At 73.7% G+C, this 23,388-nt stretch carries 17 protein-coding genes and 1 pseudogene; 5 read left to right on the top strand and 13 right to left on the bottom strand.

Going from position 1 to position 23,388, the window contains the following annotated elements:
- Positions 1-505 precede the first annotated feature (505 nt).
- On the top strand, positions 506-1,186 hold the full coding sequence (locus ABZ318_RS01275; RefSeq protein WP_356900413.1) for a triacylglycerol lipase: 681 nt from the start codon (positions 506-508) through the stop codon (positions 1,184-1,186).
- Positions 1,187-1,406: 220 nt separating this feature from the next.
- Here the strand turns inward: ABZ318_RS01275 and ABZ318_RS01280 are convergent, their stop codons facing one another.
- Positions 1,407-2,012, bottom strand: a complete 606-nt coding sequence (locus ABZ318_RS01280) for a hypothetical protein (RefSeq protein WP_356900414.1) — start codon at positions 2,010-2,012, stop codon at positions 1,407-1,409.
- Positions 2,013-2,378: 366 nt separating this feature from the next.
- Here ABZ318_RS01280 and ABZ318_RS01285 point away from each other — a divergent pair, with 366 nt between their 5' ends.
- Positions 2,379-2,873 (top strand): hypothetical protein, encoded by a 495-nt coding sequence (locus tag ABZ318_RS01285; protein WP_356900484.1) that lies wholly within the window; start codon positions 2,379-2,381, stop codon positions 2,871-2,873.
- Positions 2,870-3,241 (top strand): peptidase inhibitor family I36 protein, encoded by a 372-nt coding sequence (locus ABZ318_RS01290; RefSeq protein WP_356900415.1) that lies wholly within the window; start codon positions 2,870-2,872, stop codon positions 3,239-3,241. The genes ABZ318_RS01285 and ABZ318_RS01290 overlap by 4 nt, the downstream gene beginning before the upstream one ends.
- Positions 3,242-3,596: 355 nt before the next feature.
- Here ABZ318_RS01290 and ABZ318_RS01295 read toward each other — a convergent pair whose 3' ends face one another.
- Genes ABZ318_RS01295 through ABZ318_RS01315 form a run of 5 tightly spaced genes read right to left on the bottom strand, consistent with a single transcriptional unit; the run spans position 3,597 to position 8,613 of the window.
- Entirely contained in the window at positions 3,597-4,871 is a 1,275-nt protein-coding gene (locus tag ABZ318_RS01295) for an ABC transporter substrate-binding protein (protein WP_356900416.1), read from the bottom strand.
- The gene (locus tag ABZ318_RS01300; RefSeq protein ID WP_356900485.1) at positions 4,868-5,920 is read right to left on the bottom strand and encodes a branched-chain amino acid ABC transporter permease; all 1,053 of its coding nucleotides are present in this window, start codon (positions 5,918-5,920) and stop codon (positions 4,868-4,870) included. The genes ABZ318_RS01295 and ABZ318_RS01300 overlap by 4 nt, the downstream gene beginning before the upstream one ends.
- Before the next feature lie 43 nt (positions 5,921-5,963).
- The gene (locus tag ABZ318_RS01305; RefSeq protein ID WP_356900417.1) at positions 5,964-6,854 is read right to left on the bottom strand and encodes a branched-chain amino acid ABC transporter permease; all 891 of its coding nucleotides are present in this window, start codon (positions 6,852-6,854) and stop codon (positions 5,964-5,966) included.
- Positions 6,851-7,798, bottom strand: a complete 948-nt coding sequence (locus tag ABZ318_RS01310) for an ATP-binding cassette domain-containing protein (RefSeq protein ID WP_356900418.1) — start codon at positions 7,796-7,798, stop codon at positions 6,851-6,853. Before ABZ318_RS01310 ends, ABZ318_RS01305 begins: the two co-directional genes overlap by 4 nt.
- On the bottom strand, positions 7,795-8,613 hold the full coding sequence (locus ABZ318_RS01315; RefSeq protein ID WP_356900419.1) for an ABC transporter ATP-binding protein: 819 nt from the start codon (positions 8,611-8,613) through the stop codon (positions 7,795-7,797). Before ABZ318_RS01315 ends, ABZ318_RS01310 begins: the two co-directional genes overlap by 4 nt.
- Before the next feature lie 179 nt (positions 8,614-8,792).
- Here ABZ318_RS01315 and ABZ318_RS01320 point away from each other — a divergent pair, with 179 nt between their 5' ends.
- Entirely contained in the window at positions 8,793-9,992 is a 1,200-nt protein-coding gene (locus ABZ318_RS01320; protein WP_356900420.1) for a helix-turn-helix domain-containing protein, read from the top strand.
- A gap of 166 nt (positions 9,993-10,158) precedes the next feature.
- On the opposite strand, the gene ABZ318_RS01325 is transcribed toward ABZ318_RS01320, so the two are convergent.
- The 4 genes and pseudogenes from ABZ318_RS01325 to ABZ318_RS01340 form a co-directional block, all read right to left on the bottom strand.
- Positions 10,159-12,927: a LuxR C-terminal-related transcriptional regulator gene (locus ABZ318_RS01325; RefSeq protein ID WP_356900421.1), complete on the bottom strand. Its 2,769-nt coding sequence runs from the start codon at positions 12,925-12,927 to the stop codon at positions 10,159-10,161.
- A gap of 159 nt (positions 12,928-13,086) precedes the next feature.
- Positions 13,087-13,935: a dienelactone hydrolase family protein gene (locus ABZ318_RS01330; RefSeq protein WP_356900486.1), complete on the bottom strand. Its 849-nt coding sequence runs from the start codon at positions 13,933-13,935 to the stop codon at positions 13,087-13,089.
- A 305-nt stretch (positions 13,936-14,240) separates the two neighbouring features.
- Positions 14,241-14,539, bottom strand: a pseudogene (locus ABZ318_RS01335) (fumarylacetoacetate hydrolase family protein); the annotation flags it as partial.
- 161 nt (positions 14,540-14,700) lie between these two features.
- Positions 14,701-15,174 carry a hypothetical protein gene (locus tag ABZ318_RS01340; RefSeq protein WP_356900422.1) on the bottom strand — a complete coding sequence of 158 codons (474 nt, stop codon included), beginning with the start codon at positions 15,172-15,174 and terminating at the stop codon, positions 14,701-14,703.
- Between the two features lie 53 nt (positions 15,175-15,227).
- Between ABZ318_RS01340 and ABZ318_RS01345 the strand changes: the two genes are divergently transcribed.
- Positions 15,228-15,668 carry a MarR family transcriptional regulator gene (locus ABZ318_RS01345; RefSeq protein WP_356900423.1) on the top strand — a complete coding sequence of 147 codons (441 nt, stop codon included), beginning with the start codon at positions 15,228-15,230 and terminating at the stop codon, positions 15,666-15,668.
- A 333-nt stretch (positions 15,669-16,001) separates the two neighbouring features.
- Here the strand turns inward: ABZ318_RS01345 and ABZ318_RS01350 are convergent, their stop codons facing one another.
- From ABZ318_RS01350 to ABZ318_RS01360, 3 genes are all read right to left on the bottom strand, one after another.
- The gene (locus ABZ318_RS01350) at positions 16,002-16,961 is read right to left on the bottom strand and encodes an ABC transporter ATP-binding protein (RefSeq protein WP_356900424.1); all 960 of its coding nucleotides are present in this window, start codon (positions 16,959-16,961) and stop codon (positions 16,002-16,004) included.
- The gene (locus ABZ318_RS01355) at positions 16,958-19,711 is read right to left on the bottom strand and encodes a hypothetical protein (RefSeq protein WP_356900425.1); all 2,754 of its coding nucleotides are present in this window, start codon (positions 19,709-19,711) and stop codon (positions 16,958-16,960) included. The genes ABZ318_RS01350 and ABZ318_RS01355 overlap by 4 nt, the downstream gene beginning before the upstream one ends.
- Before the next feature lie 95 nt (positions 19,712-19,806).
- Positions 19,807-23,124 (bottom strand): FtsX-like permease family protein, encoded by a 3,318-nt coding sequence (locus ABZ318_RS01360; protein ID WP_356900426.1) that lies wholly within the window; start codon positions 23,122-23,124, stop codon positions 19,807-19,809.
- Positions 23,125-23,388: the final 264 nt, after the last annotated feature.

Here is a 23,388-nt window from a genome sequence, read left to right on the forward strand (position 1 = left end):
AGTAGAGGTTGCGTTCGTTTCCGGAGCCGACCGTGAACGCGTGGAGGAGGCCGTCGCGGTCGGCCGGGAGGTCACGCCGGCCACCGCGGCGCCGGCGTGGTGCGTCCAGTCGCCCCAGGTGCCGTTCCTGTTCTGCCCGCGGCTCCACAGGGAGTTCGACGCCCCCTGGACGAACACGCGGATGCGGTTGTCCGCCTCCAGGACCGGAGCCGGCTCCGCGTACACGGTGCCTTTTCGGCACGGGGGTGCCGCAGTCCCGGCTCGCACCCGGACCGGGGCCAGCACAACCGGGACCCGTGCCGGCGGCGTCAAAGGGGACGTCTCGGAGACGGGGACCGCGGTCATGGTCGGCGCCCCCGGCACCTCACAAACGCTACGACGCGGAGCGAAACTGCAGGTCAAGGGCCGGTATCGATCCCTGAAAGGCCATTGACCCGCCCGGCCTACCAGGAAGTAACCTCTGGTCGCGCCGCCCCCCACCGAGCCGACCACCCAGAGGTACGCCTTGAAGAAGTACGTGCTCGCCGCCCTCGCAGGCGCCCTGCTCGCGCTCACGTCCGCGGCTCCGGGACACGCTGCCGGAACAACCACCTTCGGACCGTCCAGCAACCCCATCCTGTTCGTCCACGGATACAGCTCGTCGGGCTCCTACTGGAACACCATGGCCGACGACTTCCGAGCCGACGGCTGGCCCTCGTCCCACCTGGACCAGTGGAGCTACGACTGGCGCCAGTCCAACGCCACCACCGCCCAGCAACTGGCCACCGAGGTGGACCGCCTGCTCGCGGCCACCGGCGCGTCCAAGGTCGACATCGTCAGCCACTCCATGGGCGGGCTCTCCAGCCGCTACTACGCCAAGAACCTGGGCGGCAGCGGAAAGATCGACGCCTGGGTCTCGCTGGCCGGTCCCAACCACGGCACCGACTGGGCCAACGGCTGCGCCTACACCTCCTGCCTCGAGATGCGCATCGGCTCCACCTTCCTCACATCGCTGAACGCCGGCGACGAGACCCCGGGCAATTCCCGCTACGGCACCTGGTGGTCGCCCTGCGACACGATCATCAACCCCGACAGCAGTGTCTCCCTGAGCGGCGCGAAGAACATCCAGACCGCCTGCCTCAGTCACACCGCCATCGGTTCGGATCCGACCGTCTACGGGCAGGTGCGCGACTTCGTCAACGCCTGACGCGCCGCACGTCGCCAGGGGCGGGCGAAAGCCGCCCCGCCCGGGATCCCTGGCAGGCGCTCAGGTGGCCGCGCCCCGGTCGGTCTTCTGCCGATCGGGACGCGCGGTGACCGCCACCGGAAAGGCCGCGGCGTCCTGATCGTGAGGCGCACGCCTCACGACGGGCGGCCGTCCGTTCCGCCGCTTCGGAGTCCCGCGCCGAAGGAGCGGACGCCCCGCGTCAGGGCCGGAGTCCGACGCGGGCGAGGGCGATCGTGCTGAGGTCGGTGATGGCTTGCCGGTCCCCCCGACGCCAGGCGTCGGCCCATCCGCCTGGCGGGGCCGGGAGTTCGGCGAGTGCGCCCGGAGGGCCGGTGAGGGCGCGCAGGGCGAGCAGGTCTGCGCCTCCGGGAGCCTCCGCGAGACGGCGCAGGGTGCTGCTGCGCCGGATCCAGAGCAGACGCGGCGGGAGCCACAGCAGCAGGACGAAGACCACCAGGACGAGGACGAGAACCGTCGTGACCACGTCGGCGACCTGGCCGACGGTCTCCTGGAACGACACTCCCGCGTCGGCGAAGCCGGAGCCGGCGTCGGCCGCGGACTGGAGCGGCTTCTTCAGGATGTCGCCGATGAGCGGCACGTCCGATGCCGCGTCTCCCGCGTTGCCGAGTTCTTCGGCGAGGCCGTCGCCGGCGCTCTCCACCTTGCGCCCCGGTTCGGCCAGCAGCAGGATCGCCTTGCGGACGGCGAAGGCCGCCCACACGGCGGCGGCGATCAGAGCCACGGCGATCAGGTCCACGAGCACCTGACGGTTTCGGCGTGCGGGTGTCTGGGCGTAGAAGCGCAACCAAGAGCTCCTGTTCGAGTCCGGGCGTCGAGGAGGTCCGGCCGCGACCCGGCCGACCGGCCGTCGGACTCCACTGTCCCACCGCGCCTCATCGGCGAACCTGCAAGACACGACCCCTGATCGAGCTGTCCGCCACCGAGCTCCACCGGCTGCTCGCCGGTGTCGCACACGACCTGGCCGACCTCCTCGCGCCGGCAGCAAGGCCCCCAGGGTGAAAAGGCGCACCCAGCCGGGTGAGTCCGGGCCGCCATCCTGTCGCGCGGGGGGCTCCGGCGACTAGACACCATGGATGTGATCAAGGAATCGCCCGCCCGGACGCGCCGTCGGCCGCGTCAGCCCGTAGGGTTGCCGGCCACCGCCGTGGTCCTGGCCTGCGCGGTCCTGACGGGCTGTACAGCGCAGGCTTCGAAAGCCGCCCCGGATCCGGACGAGTTGATCAAGGCCGCCACCCAACGCCTCACCGACGCCTGCCTGGCCCGCCAGGGACTCGTCCCGCCGCGCGCCGGAAGGGGCCGGCCGCCGGGCACGGACGACCGGAAGGTCGACGCGGCGCTCTTCGGTACGGGCCCGGCCGAACTGTCCCTCCCGCTCCCCACCGGCCACGTCGTACGCGCGCACACCGACGGCTGTCTTGCCGCCGCGCAGCAGCGGCTCTACGGCGACCAGCCCGGGTGGTTCCGCGTCTCGGTCATCGTCAACAACCTCGGGCCCGAGGCCGCCCACACCCACCGCGACCTCACCGAGGTCCGGGCCCGCCACCGCACCGAGATCGCCCGATGGGAGCGGCTGCGTGCCCACGCCCTCGCCGAAGCCACCGCAGTACTCAAGACCCCACCACCGAAGGGAAACCCACCCGCATGAAGCGCTTGACCACCCTCCTCGCCACCGTCTTGATCTCCACCGTCGGAATCCTCGCCACCTCGGCCGCCGCCGAGGCGGCGGACTGCCGCAGCGGTTACTTCTGTGTCTGGACCAACGCCAACTTCGACGGCCTGAAGATCGAGCACAGCGGTGACGACAGCTGGTGGGAGGGCGACATGTTCAAGCAGGACTCCTCCTGGGCCAACCACGGCGTCTCCGGCCCGGGGGTGCCTGACCATGTCAAGGTCTACGAGGGCCGCCAGCACCTCGGCCGGGTCACCCTCTGCCTGGCTCCCGGGCAGGAAGTCGGCTACGACGCCGGCGCCAACGACCAGGGCGGTTCCCACGAGTGGTCCACCGGCTGCTGAAAGCGTTCCCTCCTCGGCGTCCGCCGTCACGGGCTCACCAGCAGGTGGTGGAGGCGTGGGGGAGGGCCATGCAGGGCTGACGGCCGCCGGCCCCGAAGCAGCGAGCCGCAACGGGTCGCAGGGCAGGACCGACCGGCTGCCGGGCGCGCCCCGCCCGCGGACGCCACCCCTCCGCGGTCGGTTCGGTCGGCCGTCTGCCCGGCGGGCGCGGCGCGGGGCTCGGCCTCCGCCGTGCCCGCAACGCGCAGGGGACGTTCCGCCGGGCAGACCGGGCAGACCGGGCAGACCGGGCAGACCGGGCAGCCGTAAGGAGTACCGCCCGGCGTGGTGGGCCGGGCGTCGCGGTGATACGCGTTCAGCCGGCCTTCGAGGTGAAGCCCTTCGCCGCCTCGGAGACGAACGGCTCACGTACGGTACGCATGCCGCCCGGGACGGACTTGTCCGGCTGGAGGATGACGGACTCGCGTGAGGACGGCGCCTTCGGGTCGCTGAAGTCGTGCGTCCCGAACCCGGCGTCGTACGCGTTCAGGCTCAACAGGGCCTTGTCGATGCCCTCCCGGGTGAGATCCTTGGCGTCGCACGCCTTCTTCAGCGCCTCCCCGAAGACGTCGGCCGCCGTCCAGCCGGCCACGATGCCGTTGTCGAGACCGTCGTTCGGGTACGCGGCCTTGTAGTCGGCGACCAGCTTCTTCGCGGCCGGGGTGTCGGCGCCGATCGGGAGGCTCGGAGAGGCGAACCAGTACATCTTCTCCAGCGCCGGTCCGGCCTGGGTGCCCAGCAGTTGAGGGGCGAAGGCGGAGTTGTTGCCGATGATCGGCACCAGGAGCTTCGCCGCCGCCGCGACACCGACCAACGAGGCGGCCTGCCGCGGGCCCGCGCTGATGACGACGGCCTTGACGCCCGCCTGCTTCAACGCCGCCACCTGCGCCGACATGTCGTTGTCGGTGGGCTTGATCTTCTGCTCCACGACCGTCAGCCCCGCCTTCCCGGCCGCGAACTTCGAACCCGCCAGCGCGTTCTCGCCGTAGTCGCCCTCGAAGTAGACGTGGCCCAGCTTGTCGCCCGCCTTCAGTCCCTTCTCCTTCACCAGGAAGTCGACGGCGTTGATCGTCTCGATGTCGTAGGTGGAGCCGAGGACGCGGATGTACGGGGAGCCGAGCAGCGAGGCCGACCAGGCCTGCGGCAGCACCAGCCCCTTGTCCCGGCCGTCGACGCGCTGCTTCACCGCGGCGACGAACGGAGAGCCGATGAACTGCATGTAACCTGCGACCTTCGGCTCCAGCTCGGTGTAGGCGGAGAGCGCCTTCTGCGGGTCGTAGCCGTGGTCGCGGACCGTCAGTTCCAGCTGCCGGCCGCAGATCCCGCCGGCCGCGTTGACCTGCTTCACGTACAGCTGCTGCGCCTGGGTGACGCTCTTGCCGAGCGTAGCGTACACGCCCGTCATGTCGGTGAGCGCACCGACCGCGATGGTCTTGTCGGTGACGCCCGTGCCGGACTTCACCCCGTCCGCTCCGGTGCCCGCCGCGTCGGTGGACTTGGCCTTGGAGCTGCAGCCGACGGCGGTCAGCACGACGAGGGCGGCGGCGAGCGCGGCGGCCGTCGTTCTCGAGGCCTGGCGTCGGTGGGTCATCGTTCCTCCCCAGAGGAGTGCGAGGGTCGGGCGTTTCGCCCGCGGGGCCGGGCGGCGAGCCGGACCAGGCCGCCGGGCAGGAAGAGCACCACCGCGACGACGGCGGCGCCGTAGAGATAGCGGGCGGCTTCCCCCGGTGCGATCCCGCCCGTGCCGGGGGCGGAGACCAGGGGCAGCGCGTCGCTGTACCGGTTGAGGAGCTGCGGCAGCAGGGAGACGAAGACGCCGCCCACCACCGCCCCGGCGACCGAACCGAGACCGCCTATGACGATCATGGCCAGGTATTCGAGGGAGAGGAGCACGCCGAAGTACTCCGGCACGGTGCGCTGGAAGACCAGTGCGAGCAGGACCCCCGCGAGTCCCGCGTACATGGACGACAGGACGAAGACGGCGGCGCGGTAGCGGGCCACGGGGATGCCCATGACGCCGGCGGCGATCCGGTGGTCCCGGATCGCGTTCATGGCTCGGCCGGGGCGGCCGCGGAGGACGCCGCGAGCGAAGAGGACGCCCGCGAGCAGGAGGACGAGACCCAGGTACCAGAGCTTCTCGGCGGAACCGAACGGGACCTGGGCGATCAGCAGTTCGCTGTCGTCGAAGGCGATGCCGAAGAGGTTCAGAGGGGGCACGGCGCGGCCGTTGAAGCCACCGGTGAGGTCGTGGGCGTTGAACAGGACGTGCTGTCCGATGAAGATCAGCGCGAGGGTCGCGATGCCGAGGTAGGCGCCCCGCAGCCGGCCGGCGATGGGGCTGAACAGCCCGCCGGCCGCACCCGCGAGGGCGACGGCGAGGACGGCGGCGAGCCAGCCGGGCAGGCCGAGGCCGGTGAGCCCGTCAGTCCCGTCCCCGGCGAAGGCGCAGTAGCCGTACGCACCGACGGCGAGGAAGAAGGCATGACCCATCGAGAGCTGGCCGGTGGCTCCGGTCAGCAGGTTGATGCCGATGGCGCCGATCGCGGCGGCCATGGCGAAGAGCCCGGCCTGGAGCCAGAACCGGTCCAGGTAGAAGGGGAAGGCGGTGAGGACGAGCCCGCCGACGGCCCACCCGTACACACGGGGCCGGGCGAGGACGGCCGCTCCACGGCGGGGAAGCGCCTCAGACACGGGACAGCTCCTTTGTGCCGAAGAGTCCGGCGGGGCGGAGGAGCAGTACCGCGATCATCACCAGGTACGGGGCGAGATCGCCGATGCCGCGGCCGAGGAAGGTCAGACCGCCCTGGTAGCCGGTGGCGAGGGACTCGGTGACCCCCACGAGGAGGCCTCCGACGAGGGCGCCGGTGGTGGAGTCGAGCCCGCCGAGGATGGCGGCGGGGAAGGCCTTCATCGCGGCGAGGGAGGTGGTCCGTTCCAGGCCCGGGGTCGGGAAGACGGTGAGGAAGAGCGCGGCGACGGCGGCGAGGCCGCCGGCCACCGCCCAGGCGCCGAGCGAGACCCGGCCGAGCCGGATGCCCATGAGGGCGGCGGTCTCCTGGTTCTCGGCCGCGGCGCGCATGGCGACGCCCCAGGAGGTGTGGCGGAAGGCGAGCAGGAAAGCGGTGATGAGCAGTCCGGCGGTGAGGAAGGCCGCGATGCGGGTCTGCGCCAGGGCGATCGGGCCGATGGTGACGACGGCGTCGCCCCACGGGTCGCCGGGCGACAGGATGTCGGTGCCGATGCGGCGGGTCAGTTCGGTGGCCAGCAGGATGTCGACGCCGATGGTGACGATGGCGAGGACGCTCTGGTCGGAGCCTCGGTAGCGGCGCATGACGAGGAACTCGACGGCGGCGCCGACCAGGGCCGCGCCGCCGATCCCGGCCAGCAGCGCCGGCCAGAAACCGATGCTCTCGTGGAGCACGGCGGTCACGTAGCCGCCCGCGAGCAGCAGGGAGGCATGGGCGAAGTTGACGACCTCGGTGGCGCGGAAGATCACCACGAAACCGAGGGCGATGAGAGCGTAGACGGATCCCAACGAGACGCCGTTGAGCAGGAGTTCGACGAAGGTGGTCACCCGGTGGTCTCCTCTCCGAGGTAGGCGCGGACGACCGCGGGGTCGTTCTGGACGTCGCCGGGAGCGCCGTCGGCGATCCGGCGGCCGAAGTCGAGGACGGTGACGGCGTCGGCCAGCCGCATCACCACTCCCATGTCGTGCTCGACGAGGACGACGGAGATACCGAGGCTGTCGCGGACACCGGCGATGACGGCGGCGGTACGGCGGCGCTCGTCGGCGGTCATCCCGGCCACGGGTTCGTCGAGGAGCAGCAGCGTGGGCTCCATGCAGAGGGCGCGCGCCAGTTCGGCGAGCTTCTGCTGCCCGTACGGGAGGGATCCGGCGGGCTGTGCGAGCTGCTTCTCCAGGCCGACGAAGGCGGCGATCTCGCGGACACGGGCGCGGTGGCGGGCTTCCTCGCGGGCGGCGGAGGGCAACCGGAGCCCGGCGGCGAGGAAGCCGGTGCGGGTGAGCCGGTGGCGCCCGAGCATCAGGCTGTCCTCGACGGTGGCGCGGGGCGGGAGCGCGAGGTTCTGGAAGATGCGGGCGACGCCGAGTCCGGCGATCTCGTGCGGAGGCAGGGAGGTGAGTTCGTGCGGGCCGAACCGGACGCTTCCCGAGGTCGCCCGGTAGACGCCGGAGAGCACGTTGAAGCAGGTGGACTTGCCGGCTCCGTTGGGTCCGATGACGGCGTGCACGGTGCCGGGACGGACGGTGAACGAGACCGCGTCGAGGGCGGTGAGCCCCGCGAAGCGGACGGTGACGTCACGGACGTCGAGAGCGGGGACGGAGGCGTGGGCCTTCGCGGGGGCGGGCCTTTCCGGGGCGTGGGCCTTCGCGGGGACGGGCCTTTCCGGGACGGGGGCCTCCGCGGACCGGGCGTCCGCCGCAGTGTCCTTGCCGGGCGCGGCGGGCGGCTTCGCGGGACCACAGGGGTCCGGGTCCCGGGGGGCGGGCTCACTCATCGGATCTCCTCCCATCGGGCGAGGACGGGGTGCGCGACGGCGGCGTCCGACGCGTCCGCGGCCGCGGCCTCGTCGACGACGCCCAGATAGCGCCGCCGTACCTCGTCGGAGGCGGCGAGTTCGGCGGCCGGGCCGGAGAGGGAGACCTCGCCGACCTCCAGGACGTACGCCCGGTCGGCGAGCCGCAGCGCGAGCGCCGCGTTCTGCTCGACGAGGAGGACGGCGGTGCCCTGGGCGTTGATCTCGCGGATCGTGTCGGCGATCCGGGCCGCCATGAGCGGGGCGAGGCCCAGCGAGGGCTCGTCGAGGAGGAGCAGCTTCGGCGAGGCCATCAGCGCGCGTCCGACGGCGAGCATCTGCTGTTCACCGCCGGACAGCAGTCCGGCGCGCTGGTGGGACCGGTCGGCGAGCACGGGGAAGAGTTCGTGGACCCGTCGCAGGGCCGACGCCTTCGCCCTCCGGTCTCCCCGCGCGCCGAGCGCCCCCGCCCGCAGGTTGTCCTCCACGGTCATCCGGGCGAAGACCTGCCGCCCCTCCGGCACCTGGGAGACCCCGGCGGCGACGACCCGGTCCGGCGCGAGCCCGCCGATCGGCCGCCCGCCGAAGACGACGGTGCCGGAGGTGACGGTCCCGCCGTGGAACGACAGTGTGCGCGAGACGGCCCTCAGCAGAGTGGACTTCCCCGCACCGTTGCCGCCGAGAACGGTGACGACGGCGCCCTCCGGCACGGTGAGCGACACCCGCCTCAGGGCGCGTACCGGTCCGTATCCCGCCGACAGGTCCGTGACCTCGAGGGCGAGTCCGGTCCCTCCCATGGTTCCCCTTCCGTGGCCTGTTCAGTGGCGCTCACCCCAGCACCGCGGTGGCCGCCCGTCCACGTGCGGCGGCCGAAACGCTGCCGGTGACCAGCGGGCGCCGGTACGGGTTGTGCACGCGCACAACACCGCGTGTCAGGGGCCTGTCGGGAAGAGGGGCGGGGTGGCATCCTCCGGGCATGGGACGGCGCAGACCACGGACCGGCGATGACTGGAAGCTGCTGGCCGAGGCGTGTACGGCGCTTCTGGAGCGGCTGCCCGAGCTGGTGGACGAGCACCTGAGGGAACTCCACGAGCACGAACCGGCGTACGGCCGGATCGTGCCGCACGACCAGCACTGGCGTGAGGCCCACGAGGCGCTGCGGATCGGGATCGAGATGATCTCGGCACCGCGGGATTCACCGCGGCGGGACCTGGAACACGCCGACGAGCTGGGGCGGCGGCGTGCCGAGCAGGGGATGCCGCTGGAACTGCTGGTGCACGCCTACCGGCACGCCGGTCATCTGGTGTGGGAGGCGCTGGTCGAGGACGCGGCGGCGTTCCCGTCGAGGCTGGCGGTGCTGACCCAGTCGGCGACCATGGTCTGGCAGGCGGTGGACGCGCAGGCGGACACCGCGTCGGAGGCGTACCGGGCGACGGAACGGGAGCTGCGGCGGCGTACCGACGAGCAGCTCCAGGCCCTCCTCGACGCACTGCTGCAGGGCCGGTGTTCACCGGAGGTGACCTCGCGGGCGGCGGCCGGCCTGGATCTGCCGGAGCACGGCCGGTACGCGGTGGTGGTGCTGCGGCACGACCGGCGGGAGGCCCCCGAGCCCTTCCACCGGCGGGTGCAGGGGGCGGGTGCGCGGTTCCTGTGGCGGATGGGCGCGGACTGCGAGATCGGGGTGGTGTCGCTGGCGGAGGGCATCGGTCTGGACGCACTGTCCGAACTGCTCGACGGGCGCTGCCCGGGGCCCGGAGGGATCAGCCCGGTGGTGACGGGCCTTGCGGAGCTGGGACGGGCACGCAGGCTCGCGGAGCTGGCTCTGCGAACCAGTCCGCCGGACTCGCGGCAGATCGTCCGGCTGGACCGCCGGATGGCGGGCGCCCTGGTGGTCGGACAACCCGAGTTGGCCGGCCTTCTGGTGACGGACGTCCTGGGCGGTCTGCTGGAACTGGACCCGGCCGACCGCGCGATTCTGCTGGAGACACTCGACGTCTGGCTGGAGTGCGAGGGTTCGGCGGGCCGGGCGGCGGCTCGGCTCTACTGCCACCGCAACACGGTCTTCAACCGGCTGCGCCGCCTGGAGCAGCTGACGTCCCGGTCCTTGTCCCGGCCGAGGGACCTCACGGAGATGACGCTGGCCCTGGACGCCTTCCGCCTGACGGCCTCGTGCTGAACGAGGCGGCGAGGGACCCGCCCGGGCCTCGAAGCAGACGGCGACGACCGGTTCGGCGGCGTTTTCGCCGCCTGCGCCGGGCTGCCGCCGAGCGCGGGTCGGATCAGCCACGGCGACGGCGGGGTGACGGCGGCCGAGGGCCGGACGCTCCCTGGACCCCACCAGGTCACCGGTCGGAGCGGTGGCCGTCCCCCGTGGTACGAGACAGGAGCCCCGAGAGCTCGACGCGGGAGCGGACTCCCAGCCGGGCGAAGACGTTCCGCAGGTGGTGGTCGACCGTGCGGGGGCTCAGCGACAGCCGGTCGGCGATCTCGTGGTTCGTCGCCCCCGCCGCCACCAGCCCGGCGATGCGCTGCTGCTGAGGGGTCAGCTCGCCCGCCGCGCCGGGGACAGCCCTCCTGCCCACCGCGCCTCCGGTCGCCCGCAGTTCGGCCCGCGCCTGGTCGGCCCACACCCCGGCCGCCGCGCGCTCGAAGGTGACCAGCGCGTCGCTGAGCGGGCCCCGGGCCTCGACCAGGCGCCTGCGGCGGCGCAGCCACTTGCCGTACGCGAGGAGGGTCCGGGCCCGTTCGAAGTCGTTGCCGCTCTCCTCGTGGTGCCGCACCGCCTCCCGGTACCAGTCCGCCGATTCGCCTCCTCCGGCCAACAACGCCCGGCAGCGGGCCAGTTGGGCGGGCGCCTGGGGGTCGAGGCCGAGCCCGGCCCAGACCGCGAACTCCTCGGCCGCCGTACAGGCGTCGGCCTCCCGGCCTGCCGCGCAGGCGGCCTCGACGAAGCAGGGCACGACGAGCATCCGCAGGGCGAAGTGACCGCCGCGCGGCCCCCTCCCGACGAGGGGGGCGAGACGCGCCGCGGCCTGCGCGGCGAGCCCGCCCGCCAGTTCGGCCCGGGCGATCGACCACTCGGCGAGCGTCGTCGCCTGGACGAGGCCGTGCGCCCGGGCTGTCCCGAGCGCACGGCCCGCGTGCTCCACGACGGCCGGGGCGTCGCCCCGGACGGAGGCCGCCAGGGCGAGGACCGCGTGCTGGTGGGCGGCCGCGTTGCGCTGCCCTGTGAACTCCGCCGTACGGAGTCCCTCCCTGGCGTGCGCGGCGGCACGCTCGTGCTGTCCGGCCCGCAACTCGGCGTAGGCCAGGTGCTCCAGGACCCGGGGCAGCAGTGCGGTCCCGGCCGTGGCGCGCACCGTGGCCAGGGCACGGGTATGCACGCGTACGGCGGCGGGCGCGTCCCCCAGGACCAAGGCGGCGGCGCCCGCCCGCAACAGGCGGCGCGGCTCGTCGGACGCCCCGTCGCGGGTCACGACCCGGGCCAGCGGCGCACGCGCCTCCTCCAGCCGCACCGCGAGCGCAGCGCACATTCCGTCGCGGAAGTCCCGTTCCACCGTGTCGGCGTCGGCGAAGGGTCCGGTGCGTTCGCCGCCGAAGCCGCCCCCGCCGAGAGCGGTCGCGCAGGCCTCCGGGTCCCCGGCCGCCCACGCCGCCTCCATGGCGAGGAACCGCGCGTCCGAGGCCTCCTCGGGTGCCCCCTTGCGCAGCAGCGAGGCGGCGAGGAGCAGCACCTGATGGGCGTCCCCGACCGGACCGTCGCCCAGTCCGGCCAGTCCGCGGGCGAGTTCGGCCCTTCCCCGCACCACACCGGGCAGCCCCCGTGCGTCCTCCGGCGCCCGGACCTCGCCGGTCGGCTCGCCCACGCCCCCTGGCGCCCGGAACCGATCGGACCGGTGGCCGGCGCCGCGGGCCGGCTCGGCTTCTGCCGGGACTCCGGGAGCGTTGGCCGGCTCGACTTCCGCCGGGGCTCCGGGAGCGCTGGGCGGCTCGGCTTCCGCCGGAGCCCCGGGAGGACGGGGCGGTGCGGTGGGCAGCCCGGCACCGGGTCGGGCTCCGGTGGGAGGGACGAAGAGGGCGTACAGCTCCCGGCGCCGAGACGGCGGTACGGTACCCAGGACCGCGCGCCGCAGGAAGGGGTCGTCGAACCGGAGTGCCTCCCGGGTCCCGCGCAGGAGCCCGTCGGCGACCAGCCGGTCGAGCGCCTCGGGCGACGCGCGCACGGCGCGGGCCACCGCCAGGACCGAGTCCGCGCGGACCGGGCGTACGACGTCAGGCCCCCCGGCCGCAGGGTCCGGCCGCCCGGTGTCGGGACGCGGCTCCCCGGCGACGGCCACCAGGGTCAGCACCCGCCCGCACTCCGCCGGCAGGGAGTCGAGGAGCCCTCGGTACACCTCGGACAGCGAGGCGTCGTCGGTGACCGGACCCGAGGTGCCGTCTCCGCCCTCCGGCTCGGCCGAGACACGGGCGGCCGTCGCCGTCAGGACACCGGGATGGCCCGCGGCCTCGTCGAGCAGGCGTGTGCGGAAGGACGCCGTCAGAGGCACCCGGCACACGTCGTCGAGCAGACCCCGCGCTCCCTCGCGGCTCAGCCGCCCCAGGGACAACAGTCGGGCACCCGGCACATCGGGGGGCCGGTGATAGGCGGCGAACGAGACGACCCACGCCCACGGTCCGGTGTTCCCGCGCCAGGCCGCGTCGAGCGCGGTGCGGGAGTGGGCGTCCCAGAGGTGGTGGTCGTCCAGACAGAGCAGCAACGGCTCGCCAGGGCACAGGGCCGCCAGCGCGCCGGGCACGCCGCCCGGGCCACGGGCCGTGCGCAGGGCACGGCGCGCGGCCGAGGGGGTGGGAGCGAGGGCGGACACGAGGGCGCGCACCCCGCTCCAGGGGACGCGGTTGCCGCTGGGCGCGGCCACCCGGTGGGCCCGGACCCGGGAGTCCCGTACGACCTGGTCCAACAGTGCGGTCCGACCGGTGCCAGGGCCTCCGGTGAGCAGCAGGACGGCGCCCGTCCCCGCGGCGGCCCGCGCCGACAGCTCCGCCACGGCGGCGAGTTCGGACGTACGGTCGTACAGCCGCGGAGCAGCGGCGACCCTCGGCGCTCCACTCACGCCGTCACGGTACTGGCCGGTAAGAAGTGAGGAAAGAGGGAGGCGTTGGGCCGGGGCCCATACCTCGGGCTCGCCCGCTGTGCACGCGGACAGCCTGAGCGGTCCGGGGTCGGGCGGCCCGAGGTCCTCGCCGCACCCGCGGCGAGGACCTCGGGCACGTCAGGAGCCGAGGGGGCAGGTGCCCCGGTACTCCTCGATCGTCAGGCTCGGCCGCGGCAGGGGGCAGAGGAACTGGTCGTAACGGGTGTCGTCGTCGATGAACCGCTTCAACCAGGAGATGCTGTACTTCGCGATCGTCGTGTTGGAGCTGTTGGGCGTGAAGTGGGTGGCCCCGTTGAGCTCCAGGTAGGCCTTGTCCAGTGAGGCCGGCAGGCTCTCGTAGAACGGCTCCGAGTGGGTGGCGACCGGGGCGATCGTGTCGCCGTCGGCGCCCACGATCAGGGTCGGGGTGCTGATCTCGGGCCAGGTCTTGTCGGTGTTCCAGCCGGTGAGCGGGATGGCGGCCTTGAGCGAGGGCCGGCTCTTCGCGGCTTCCAAGGTGCCTCCGCCGCCCATCGAGTGGCCCATGACACCCAGGCGCGAGGCGTCGACGCGGCTTCGGACCGAGCTGCGCTGGGTCAGGTAGTCGAGTGCCGCGAGGAGCTGGCGGCCCCGGCTGTCCGGCTGGTCCAGCGTGGTGAGGGTGTCGATCGTGAAGACGACGAAGCCCTGCGAGGCGAGCCGCGGTCCGAGCCACGAGATCGAGGACTCGTACGCGGTGAAGCCGGGGGAGATCACCACGGCGCCGAACGTGCCGTCGCTCGTGGAGGTGGGGTAGTAGACGGTGCCGCCGCCGAACCCGGTGACGGAGAGGGAGGAGACGCTGGTCTGGGAGACCGCGTAGGATCCGCGGGCCGCCTCGATGGAGGCCACGGTGGGCGCCGGGCCGCGCTGATAGGGATTGTCCGCGGCGGTGGCGGCGGGAGCGGCCAGGAAGGCCAGGGATGACAGGGCTGCGGCGGCAGCGATGTGTCGTTTCACGACGGAGTCGTCCTCTCGAGTCGTGTGCCGTCATGGCGTGGGCTGCGCGACGCCGACCGGAAGACGGCCGGCGCACCGGTGTGGACCGGCCCCGTCACTGTCGGGGCGACGAGAGAGGAAGGCATCGGCGAAATGACCGGTCACCCGGTCCCGGGCGTTCCGGTGGGTGCGATCGCGAGGAGTCCGCGGGCCCGCTTCGGCTTCAGCGGCCGGCGCAGGGAATCCGGGTCGGCCGCCGCGTGCGGGTGTCGCCCGCCCGGGAGTTCGGCGCGACCGACGGCGTCGCCGAGCGCGCCGATGCCCTGCACGGTGAGGGTGACGGTGTCACCGGGCTTCAACGGGGCGGTGTCCGTTCGCCGCGCAGGCCCCACAGCTCGGCGAGGCAACCGCCGTTGCCGCGGGTGCCCGAGCCGAGCACGTCACCCGGGACGACCCGCGTGCCGCGCGAGGCGCAGGCCACCATCTCCTCGAACGTCCAGCTCATGTTCGACAGCAGGTCCGACCCGACCGTCTCGCCGTTGACCTCCGCGGTGAGCGCGAGGTGCAGGAAACCGTCGGCGTCCCGGTGGGGCTCCAGTTCGTCGGCGGTGACGGTCACCGACCCCGGTCCGCTGCCCGCTCCTGAAGCGCTGATCGAGCCGCACACCCACCGTCCGGACACGTGAACTGCACCGCTACCTGTGCTGGCGCAACGCCAACGCGCGGCACCCCGACGTCCTGGCGTACGCCTGAACACGCACAAGTCGGTACGGCTCAACGTGCGCCGCTGTCCCGGGCCGTCGGGCTGGGGGCGGCCGGGTCACCTGGTTTCCCGGAACGCGGGCCGCGACCGTCCCGGGCGAGCAGGATCGTGCGGGCGCGGGCCCAGGTTTCGATCGGGTCGAAGGCGTCCGAGCGCCAGGTGGTGGAGGTCAGAACGCCTCTGTTTCGATACGCGCGCATGATCTCGACGTGCGGCGGCCAAGCGACGAACCGGTGCAGGGCGGCCTCGTCCTGCCAGACCGCCACGGCACCGCAGCGGCGGGCGGCGGGGCGTGCCCACAGCCACATCCCGTGTGCTCCGTCCAACTCGGGCCAGCCGGCCGCGAGCCGCCGGGCTGCGCGGTGAACCCCCGGCAGGTCCAGCACCGTGTCGAGCCGGAAGTCGGTGACGCTGACCAGGACGGGGCCGTCCCGGCCGTGATCCGGCCCCGGCGTCCAGGACGACCTCATGAGATTCATATGCATGTGCTTACGATCAGCTTGTGCACACGATTTGTCAACGGGTTACATTCTTCGGCATGACCGCACCCCGGCCGAACACCCCCCGCCCGGACCTCGCCGCGATGGTCGTTCCCCTGGGCCGTGCACTGATGGCCGCGGAGCGGCCGGTCCTCGACGCCCATGGCCTGACCATGTGGGCCTATGCAGTGCTGTCCCACCTCGACGAGGCGCCACTGCGTACCCAGACCGCCCTGGCTGAGGCCATCCACGCCGACAAGACCCGGATCATCGCCGTACTGGACGACCTGGAATCCCGCGGGCTGCTGACCCGCCGACCCGACCCCGAGGACCGCCGGGCGCGCCTGCTTTCGCTCACTCCCGAAGGCCGCCGACTCCGGGACACCGTCCAGGCAGCCGTCCAGGACGGCGAGGAACGCCTGCTCCGACAGCTTCCGGCCGCCGACCGGGAGGTGTTCCTCCGCAGCCTGCTCGCCCTGCACGCCATGAACCACGGGTAGTGCGCAGCCGGCGCTCGGCACCACCGTGCCCTGCCGCCCCCACAGGCCGAGAGCACAGCGACCCGGGTGGGCCGGGCGCACCCACGGGACGGGGGAGGTCACATCTGAGCCGGCCCCCTGGCGTACGTGTTGTGCACGTTCCCGCGTACCGCGTGGTGCACTGTGGAGCGAACGCCAACACCGGGGGCCGGGCTGCCACACACTGACGCCATGACCGATCACGCCTGCACCGGACCCGACCCGGTGAACCTTCCCGGTCACAGCACCAGGGCCCGGGTGACTCCCTTCGCCGAATTCTTCGGCCCGGACGTTGCTCGATCGGCTACGGCGTACTCAGCTCCGGTCCGGGCTCAGCTCGATGTGGTCCGGGGCCAGGTCGACCGCCACGCGGTGCTCCATGCCCAGGGCTGCCAAGAACTTCGGGGGGAGCTGGACGCGCCCGGAACGGTCCAGGACGACGTACTCGCGTTCGCTGATCGATTCCTCGCCGTGTTCGTCGGTGACCACGCGGCGTAGGACCTCGCTGCTGGTCCGGCCGTCGCGGATCGCCACCGTGCGGCGAACTTCGCCCGCCACCATGGGGTCGTGCGTCACGATGACCACCGTCACGCCGAGTTCCTTGTTCACCGTGCGGAAGGTCTCGAAGACCGACGCGGCCGTCTCCGAGTCCAGTTCGCCCGTCGGTTCGTCGGCCAGCAGGACTTCGGGCCGGTTCGCCATCGCCACGGCGATCGCGACGCGCTGCTGCTGGCCTCCGGACAGTTCCGCCGGGCGCCGGTGAGCCAGATCGCCGATCCCCAGGGCGTCCAGGGTCTCCGCGACCCGGGCGGAGCGCCGTGCGGCCGCGCCGCGTCGGAAGCCACCGCCTCCCCGCAACTGCATGGGCAGGGCGACGTTCTGGGCGGCCGTGAGGAACGGCAGCAGGTTGCGGGCCGTCTGCTGGAAGACGAACCCGACCGCTTCGCGCCGGTAGCGCAGCCGGTCGCGCGCCGACAGTTCCAGCAGGTCGTAGCCGGCGACCGTCGCGCTGCCCGCCGTCGGGACGTCCAGGCCCGCCAGGATGTTCATGAGGGTGGACTTGCCGCTGCCCGAGGCGCCCACGAGGGCCACCAGGTCACCCTGGTCGACCGTCAGCTCCAGCCCTTGGAGTGCCTGCACCTCGAGGCCGTCCGCGTTGAAGATCCGGACCAGGCGATCGCAGGCGATCGCGGTGTCCGCCGTCCGGACGCGGGGCTCCGCGGCGGCCGTCGCCCGGCGGCGCAGCTCCTCGTACGTCGGCTGGTCGGTGGTCAACTCTGGTCTCCCGCTCTCAACTCGGTGGTGATCTGCCGTCGTCCGGATGTCGCCGCCTCGACGAGCACGGCCGCGGCCACCAGGGCGGCCAGGCCCAGGGCCTGGGTCAGTACGGGCCCCGCCGTGAGCCGTATGCCGGTCGGCACCCGTGCGCCGACCAGCGTGGACAGGTCCATCGCCGGTCCCAGCAACGCCACCGCGGCCGCCGCCGCCAGGGCCCCGCCCAGCGCTGCGGCCAGGGTCTGCGGCAGGGCCTCGGAGAGGATCAGTGCCACGCCCTGCCGGCGGCGCAGCCCCATGGTGCGCAGCCGTGCCAGCAGCGCCGTGCGTTCGGGGACGGTCCGCATCAGCGTCAGCAGTACGGCCAGCAGCGCGAAGCCGGCCGCTGCGGCCACGGAGCCCCAGAAGAGGCGCTGTGCCGACCGCTGGAGCGGATCGGCGCCCAGCTCGGCGACCGTCTCGGCAGCGGTGCGTGCGAGATACAGGTCGTCAGCCGGGTCGGTCGGGGTGGCCGGGGCCGGGGCGGCCGACGCGGCCGGGAGCGCGGCCCGGACCAGCGCGCGCAGCCGGTCGCCGTCGGCGGAACCGAGGCCGTACCACCGGTTCGGTCGGTCGGCGCCGTCGATGAGGGTCGTCGCGTGGCCCGCCGGCAGGACGACGGTCGCGGCGTCGGGAACCGGCAGGGCCGGGGTGCAGTCGATCACGCCGGCGACCCGGGCCCGCAGCTCTTCGCCGTTGCCGGACCGCAGCGCGTACGTGCCCGGGCCGGCCTGTCGCGCCAGGCCGGCGCTGAACAGCGCGGGCACCGGGGCGTCGGGGGACTGCGCACCGCCTCCGGCCAGCAGGGCGGGGTCGAAGGAGCCGCAGCCCAGGGCACGGGACAGCTGCGCGTATGCGGCCGGCTCGGCGACGACCACGGTGACCTGGGTGGTGCCTTGGGCGGTGCCCAGGACGGAGAAGCCGTCGTCGATCCACAGCGGCACGGGCGTCCGTATGCCCGGAAGTTCGCCTGCGGCCTTCGCGAGCCCGTCCGGGAGCGGCGTGTCCCCGTATGCCGTGATCGCGGCGTCGCCGCCGACCGTCAGCCGTGCGACGCCCAGCCGGGCCGAGTCCACCGAGTCCAGGACGGCCGCCCCGAATCCGCCGGTGGTGACGGCGAGGAGGAGCGCGACCATCGGCAGGACGGAGGGACCTGTCCGGCCGCCGGCATGCGGCCCGGCGTCGCGGGCCCCGGAGCCGCGTGCGGCCCGTGCAAGCCCCAGGAAGCCGACCAGCCCGGAGCGGCGGGCGGCCGCCGCCGCGAGCCACCCGGTCACCACCGGCTGGAGCCGGGCCAGCAGCAGCCCTGCGCACAGCGCGAGCAGCAGCGGGGCCGCGACCAGCAGCGGGTCCAGGTCGCTTCCGGCCGGGGCGATCCCGCGGCGGCGGACCTCCAGCACCGCGGCGGCCGTGGTGACGAGGACGAGCAGCTCGGCCACGGGCCTGCGCCACCGTCCGACCGGGCGCCGTGGGGACAGCAGCACGGCCGCTCGTACCGGGAAGGCCAGCAGCGCGAGCAGTGCGACGGCCGCGGCCGAGAGCAGCGCGGGTGCGAGCCGGGGCGTGGGGAACAGCAGTACGGCGAGCGTGGTGGCGGCAGCGGCTGCCGGGAGCACCGTGACGGCGCTCTCCCCGAGGAGTCGGCCGACGATCGTGGTGCGCGAGCCGCCACGCGCCAGCAGGAGCCGCAGTTCGGCCTTCCGGCGGTCCGTGGCGAGCGCGCCGGCGAGGCACAGGACGACGAAGGCGACGGCGCCGACCCCGGCGGGTCCGATCGCGGTGAGCGGTGCGGCGGCCTGCCGGCGGACGTGGGCCTCCTTGAGGAGCTCGGGCAGCCACGAGGTGGTCCGTAGCCACTCGCGGTCGGTTTCCTGGGCGAGTGTGGCGGCGGTGGGGCCGCCGACGTACGAGGCGATGTCCTCGGTCGTGGCGTCGAGCCGGTCGGCCCGCAGGCGGTCGACGTCCACCGGGAGCCGCCAGAAGTCCTCGGCGGTGTGGCCCCAGGTGCCCAGTCGGTCCAGGTCCCCGGCGCCGACGAAGGCGTCGACGTCCCAGGAGAGGTTCTCGCCGTTGCGGTGCTCGCAGGCGTGGGCGAGACACTCCAGGTCCACCCAGAAGTCGTCGGTCTCGTCGGGGACGGTGAAGAGACCGACGACCTCCACGGACGGCGTGTCGTCGGAGACGGACTCGCTCTGCAGGACGGATCCCAGGCGGGCGCCGAGGGTCCGGGCCGCGCGCTCCGAGAGGGCGACCTGCAGGGGCGGCGTCTCGGCGGCGCCCCGGGAGGCTCTCGCGGGCGCGCCGGCGGCAGCGGTGGGTGTGGCGCTCGGCCAACGCCCCTTCACCAGCTTCACGTGCGCCTCTGCCTGCCGGACGTACAGCAGGGACATCCTGGGCGGGAAGCCGGACGGGCGGGAGAGTTCCGGATTCGTCAGCGTCTGCCGCTCGGTGGTCCGCGTGCCGTGGACCACCGTGGCCGGATCGACGTGGAAGGCGGCTCCCGTACGGGCGAGCATGCTGTTCAGTGTCGCGTCCAGGACCCGGGGGTCCTGGCCGGACTCGGGAGCCGGCGCGGCGGCCAGCAGGCTCGTGTTCCTCGGCCCGCTGTCGTGCAGGAAGGACCGCAGGGCCTGGTCGGCGCTCCGGTCCTGGACCCGCGGCAGCGCGGCGGCCAGCAGGACGGCGACGAACGCCAGCACGGCGCCCAGCACCGTTGCCAGTGGTGCCGCCCGCAACCGGGTCCTGATCCACGGCGCAGGCCGCGGGGCAGGGCCGGACGGCGGGGCGGCGGACGGCGGCCGGGTGGTCACATCTCCTCCACGGTGCGCAGCCGGGCGGCGACATCGCGGCCTCGGGGGCCGCTGGACACGGCCGTCAGCAGGGGAACGGCGGCGATGGCGGCGGCCGTCAGCAGGGTCTGCCCGAACGGCATGTCCACCCGCACGGGCGGGAAGGGCCGTCCGGCGGCGGGGGTCAGCACGACCAGGGGTGCCATCAGGTGGACGAGGACGACACCGAGCCCGGTCCCGACCGCGGTCCCGAGGGCGATCAGCACCCCGCCCTCGGCGGCGGAAGCCCGGGCCAGCGACCGGCGCGGTGCGCCGAGCGCCGACAGGATCGAGGATTCCCGTCCGCGCACGCGCCGTTCGGCGGCGACGGAGGTCGCGAAGCCGATGGCCGCCAGGACCGCGCACGCGGCGGCGAGGACGGCCAGCACGCTCTGGGGGCCGGCGCTCAGCGGGTCGTCCAGCAGGCGCGTGGCGGTCTCCTCACGCAGTTGGACGCGTTCGGTCCTGCTCCCTTCGCGCAGCTCGGCCGCTGCGCGGGCCGGGACCGGGTCGGCGGCCGAGGCGGCGGGCAGCCACCACTCGGTGGGCGGATCCGGCTGTCGGCCGGAGGACTCGAGCAGGAACCGGCCGACCGTGCGCAGGTCGACGGCGAGCGCCGTCCGTCCGACCACGGGGAGTGCGTCCACGGCGGCGGTGATCCGCACCGGGACGTTCGCGCCGTCCAGCGTGACGCGGACCGTCTCGCCCACGGAAGCACCGATCGACCGCAGGTAGCCGGTGGTGGCGACCGCCGGGACCGCGGCGGGCAGTGGCGTGGCGGGCGTCGGGAACAGCACGGTGCTGACGCCCCTGTCGGTGCCGAACCCGCCCCAGTAGCGCAGCCGCAGTACGTCGGTGGAACCGGCAGGGACCGGGGACAGCGCGGGAGCCCGGAGGGAGGGCCGCCCTTGTGGGGGAGCCGACTGCCAGCCGCCCGTGGCCGTCGCGGTGCCGGGCGCGGTGACGCTCACGGCGCCGCCGTCCACGGTGTCGGAGACGGTGATCCGGCGCACGGTCAGTTCGGCGCCGTCCCCCGCGGGTCCGCCGTTCCCGGCGTACGAGAGCCGTATGCCCGCCAGCGTCAGCGGGGTGGCCGCCGACCCGATCGGGGCACCGGTCAGTGTGTCCAGAGCGAACGGAAGAGTGGCGTCACCGTGGGCGGGCAGGGTGACCGGCGGCGTCCCATGGGTCACCCCGAACCGGTCGCGCAGCAGCAGGCTCACGGCCGCCCGGTCCATACCGGTGGACCGTACCGTCACGTCGAGGTCGATCCGGCGGGGAGATCCGGGCAGGACGAGACCGGGGGCGGGGGTCGCTTCCGCGGCGCCGGTCGCCGCCGGAGAGGCCGGGCCACCCACGGCGAGCGGGGCGAACAGCTCCCGCATCCCGTGGCCGCCGCGCAGGTCCGCGCGCAGCGGCACCCGTTCGTCGACCTTGGTGGCGTCCAGTGCGAGGAGGTCGACGGCGGTTCCGTCCGGCAGCTTCTGCTCCCGGCGGACCACCGGGTTCAGGCGGTCCCCGCCCGGCAGCGCCCCGTAGCGTCCGCCCTGCCCCATCGGGGACATGCTGCTCCCGGAGATCCGGAGGCCGCCCGCGGTCGCGAAGTCGGCCTGGTCCCGCTGGGAGTCGGACCAGGCGGTGTGCTGGCCGAGAGCCAGGACCCCGCTCGAGACGGCGAGGACGAGCAGCAGCACGGGCCCGGTGGCCCGGCCGGGCCTTCGGGCGAGCTGCCAGCCGAACAGGGCCGGGGCCAGGCCCCGGCCGCGCGCCGCCAGCCGTCCCGCAGCCCGCGCTGCGAACGGAAGCAGCCGCAGGACCAGCAGCGTGCCCCCGCACAGGGCCAGGGGCGGGGCGAGCACCAGGACCGGGTCCACGCCGAGCCCGCCGTCGACCGACGCGCCGGGCGCGGGGACGTCCGAACCCGCGTGCTGCGACAGTTGCTGGTAGCCGAGTACGGCGAGGAACAGCACGGCCAGGTCCACGCCGGAGCGGGCAGCACCCGACACCAGGGCCTGTCTGCGGCCTGCGCGGCGCAGCACGGCGGCCGAGGCGCCGCGCAGGAGGGAGGACAGGGTCGTCAGCAGGACGCACGCCAGCGCGCAGCCGGCCGCGACCGGCCAGACCAGCCAGGTGTCCGGTATCTCCAGACGGACCCGTCCGAGCGGTCCGAACCGGCCGAACAGGTCGAGCAGGGGCGGTGCGAGCAGCGGGGCCAGGACGGCCGCGGGCAGGGCGAGCAGCAGCGACTCGACCGCGGTGAGCGCGCCGAGTCGGCGGCGGGAGGCGCCGCGCGCGGTGAGCAGGACGCGCTCCGGCTCCTGGCGCACCGTCAGGATGTGGGAGACGAGGAGCAGCGCTGCGGCCGACAGGACGGCGAGCTGGAGCGCGCCCGTCACCAGGGTGGACCGGGCGACGACCAGGCCCGAGTCCAACTCGGACAGGAATTGCGGCAGCTCGGTGGAGGCTCGCAGCGAGGCGGTGCGCTCCAGGGAGCGCGCCGCGGGGTCTGTCGCGGTCCGCAGGGCCCCGGCTTCGGACGTACGGATCGTGCGCAGGTCCGGGGTCAGCAGCGTGAGGCGGTATTCCTGCAGCAGGCCGCCCCTCGTGAAGGCGCTGTCGTCCACCAGGAGCGGGCCGTAGACGGCGAAAGCGTCGGACTGGACCTCCCGGCCGCCGAGCGGGTCGAGCTGCCAGTACCCGGCGTCTGGATCAACGGCCCGGTACACGCCGGTGACCAGCACGGTCAGGGGAGGACCACCGAAGCGGTCGTCGAGGCGGACCGGTGCGGGCAGCGCGGTTTCGGCCAGGCCGAGCCGTGCGAGTGCCGCGCGCGGTACGGCCACCCGTATCGGCGCCGTCGGGGTACCGGCCCCGGCGGGGACCGGCCCGGGCCACGCACCGGCGAGCAGTTCCACGTGCTCCCGGGCGAGTGCGGCGAGCAGGGTCAAGTCGGCGTCGCGGCCCGGAGCGGCGGCGCCGGGCAGTCCGTACGACCGGCTGCGGGCCACGCTCTGAAAGGCCACCGGAAGCCGTCCGAACACCTCGTCGGCGAAGGTCCGGACGGACTCGTCGTCCTTGGCGCGCAAGGAGGCGGGATGGCCACTGGTGATCACGACGGTGGTCCGGGACTGTTCAGGGTCAGGGCCGGTCAGGGCCCGGCGGAGCCCTTGCTCCCCCACACCACGGGTGAAGGCCGCCAGCGCGGTCAGCGAGGTCGCGGTGATCAGTACGGTGAGCAGCACGGAGAGAGCGAGGGGCCATCGCCCGCGCAGTCGGCGAACGACGAAGCCGAGCACGTGTTTCAGTTCCTTCCCTGGAGCGTCCGCCGACAGGCCGTGCGCACGACTCGTGAGTGTCGCCTCGGGAGCCCACGACCCGCGGACACCCGCTGCCCAGGCGTGCAAGTTCCCGCAGCTCGTTGCCTGTTGGCGGACACCCTTACCGGATACCGGACGATGCTGTCAGCTTTGAGCGACAGAGGAAAGAGGCTTGAGTGACTGATGTTGAAGATGAGTAAATCTGACTCAAGGCTGCAGCGGCAGCGTGCGGGACGCCGGCCG

This window comes from Streptomyces sp. NPDC006197 (assembly GCF_040613865.1).
GTDB lineage: Bacteria > Actinomycetota > Actinomycetes > Streptomycetales > Streptomycetaceae > Streptomyces.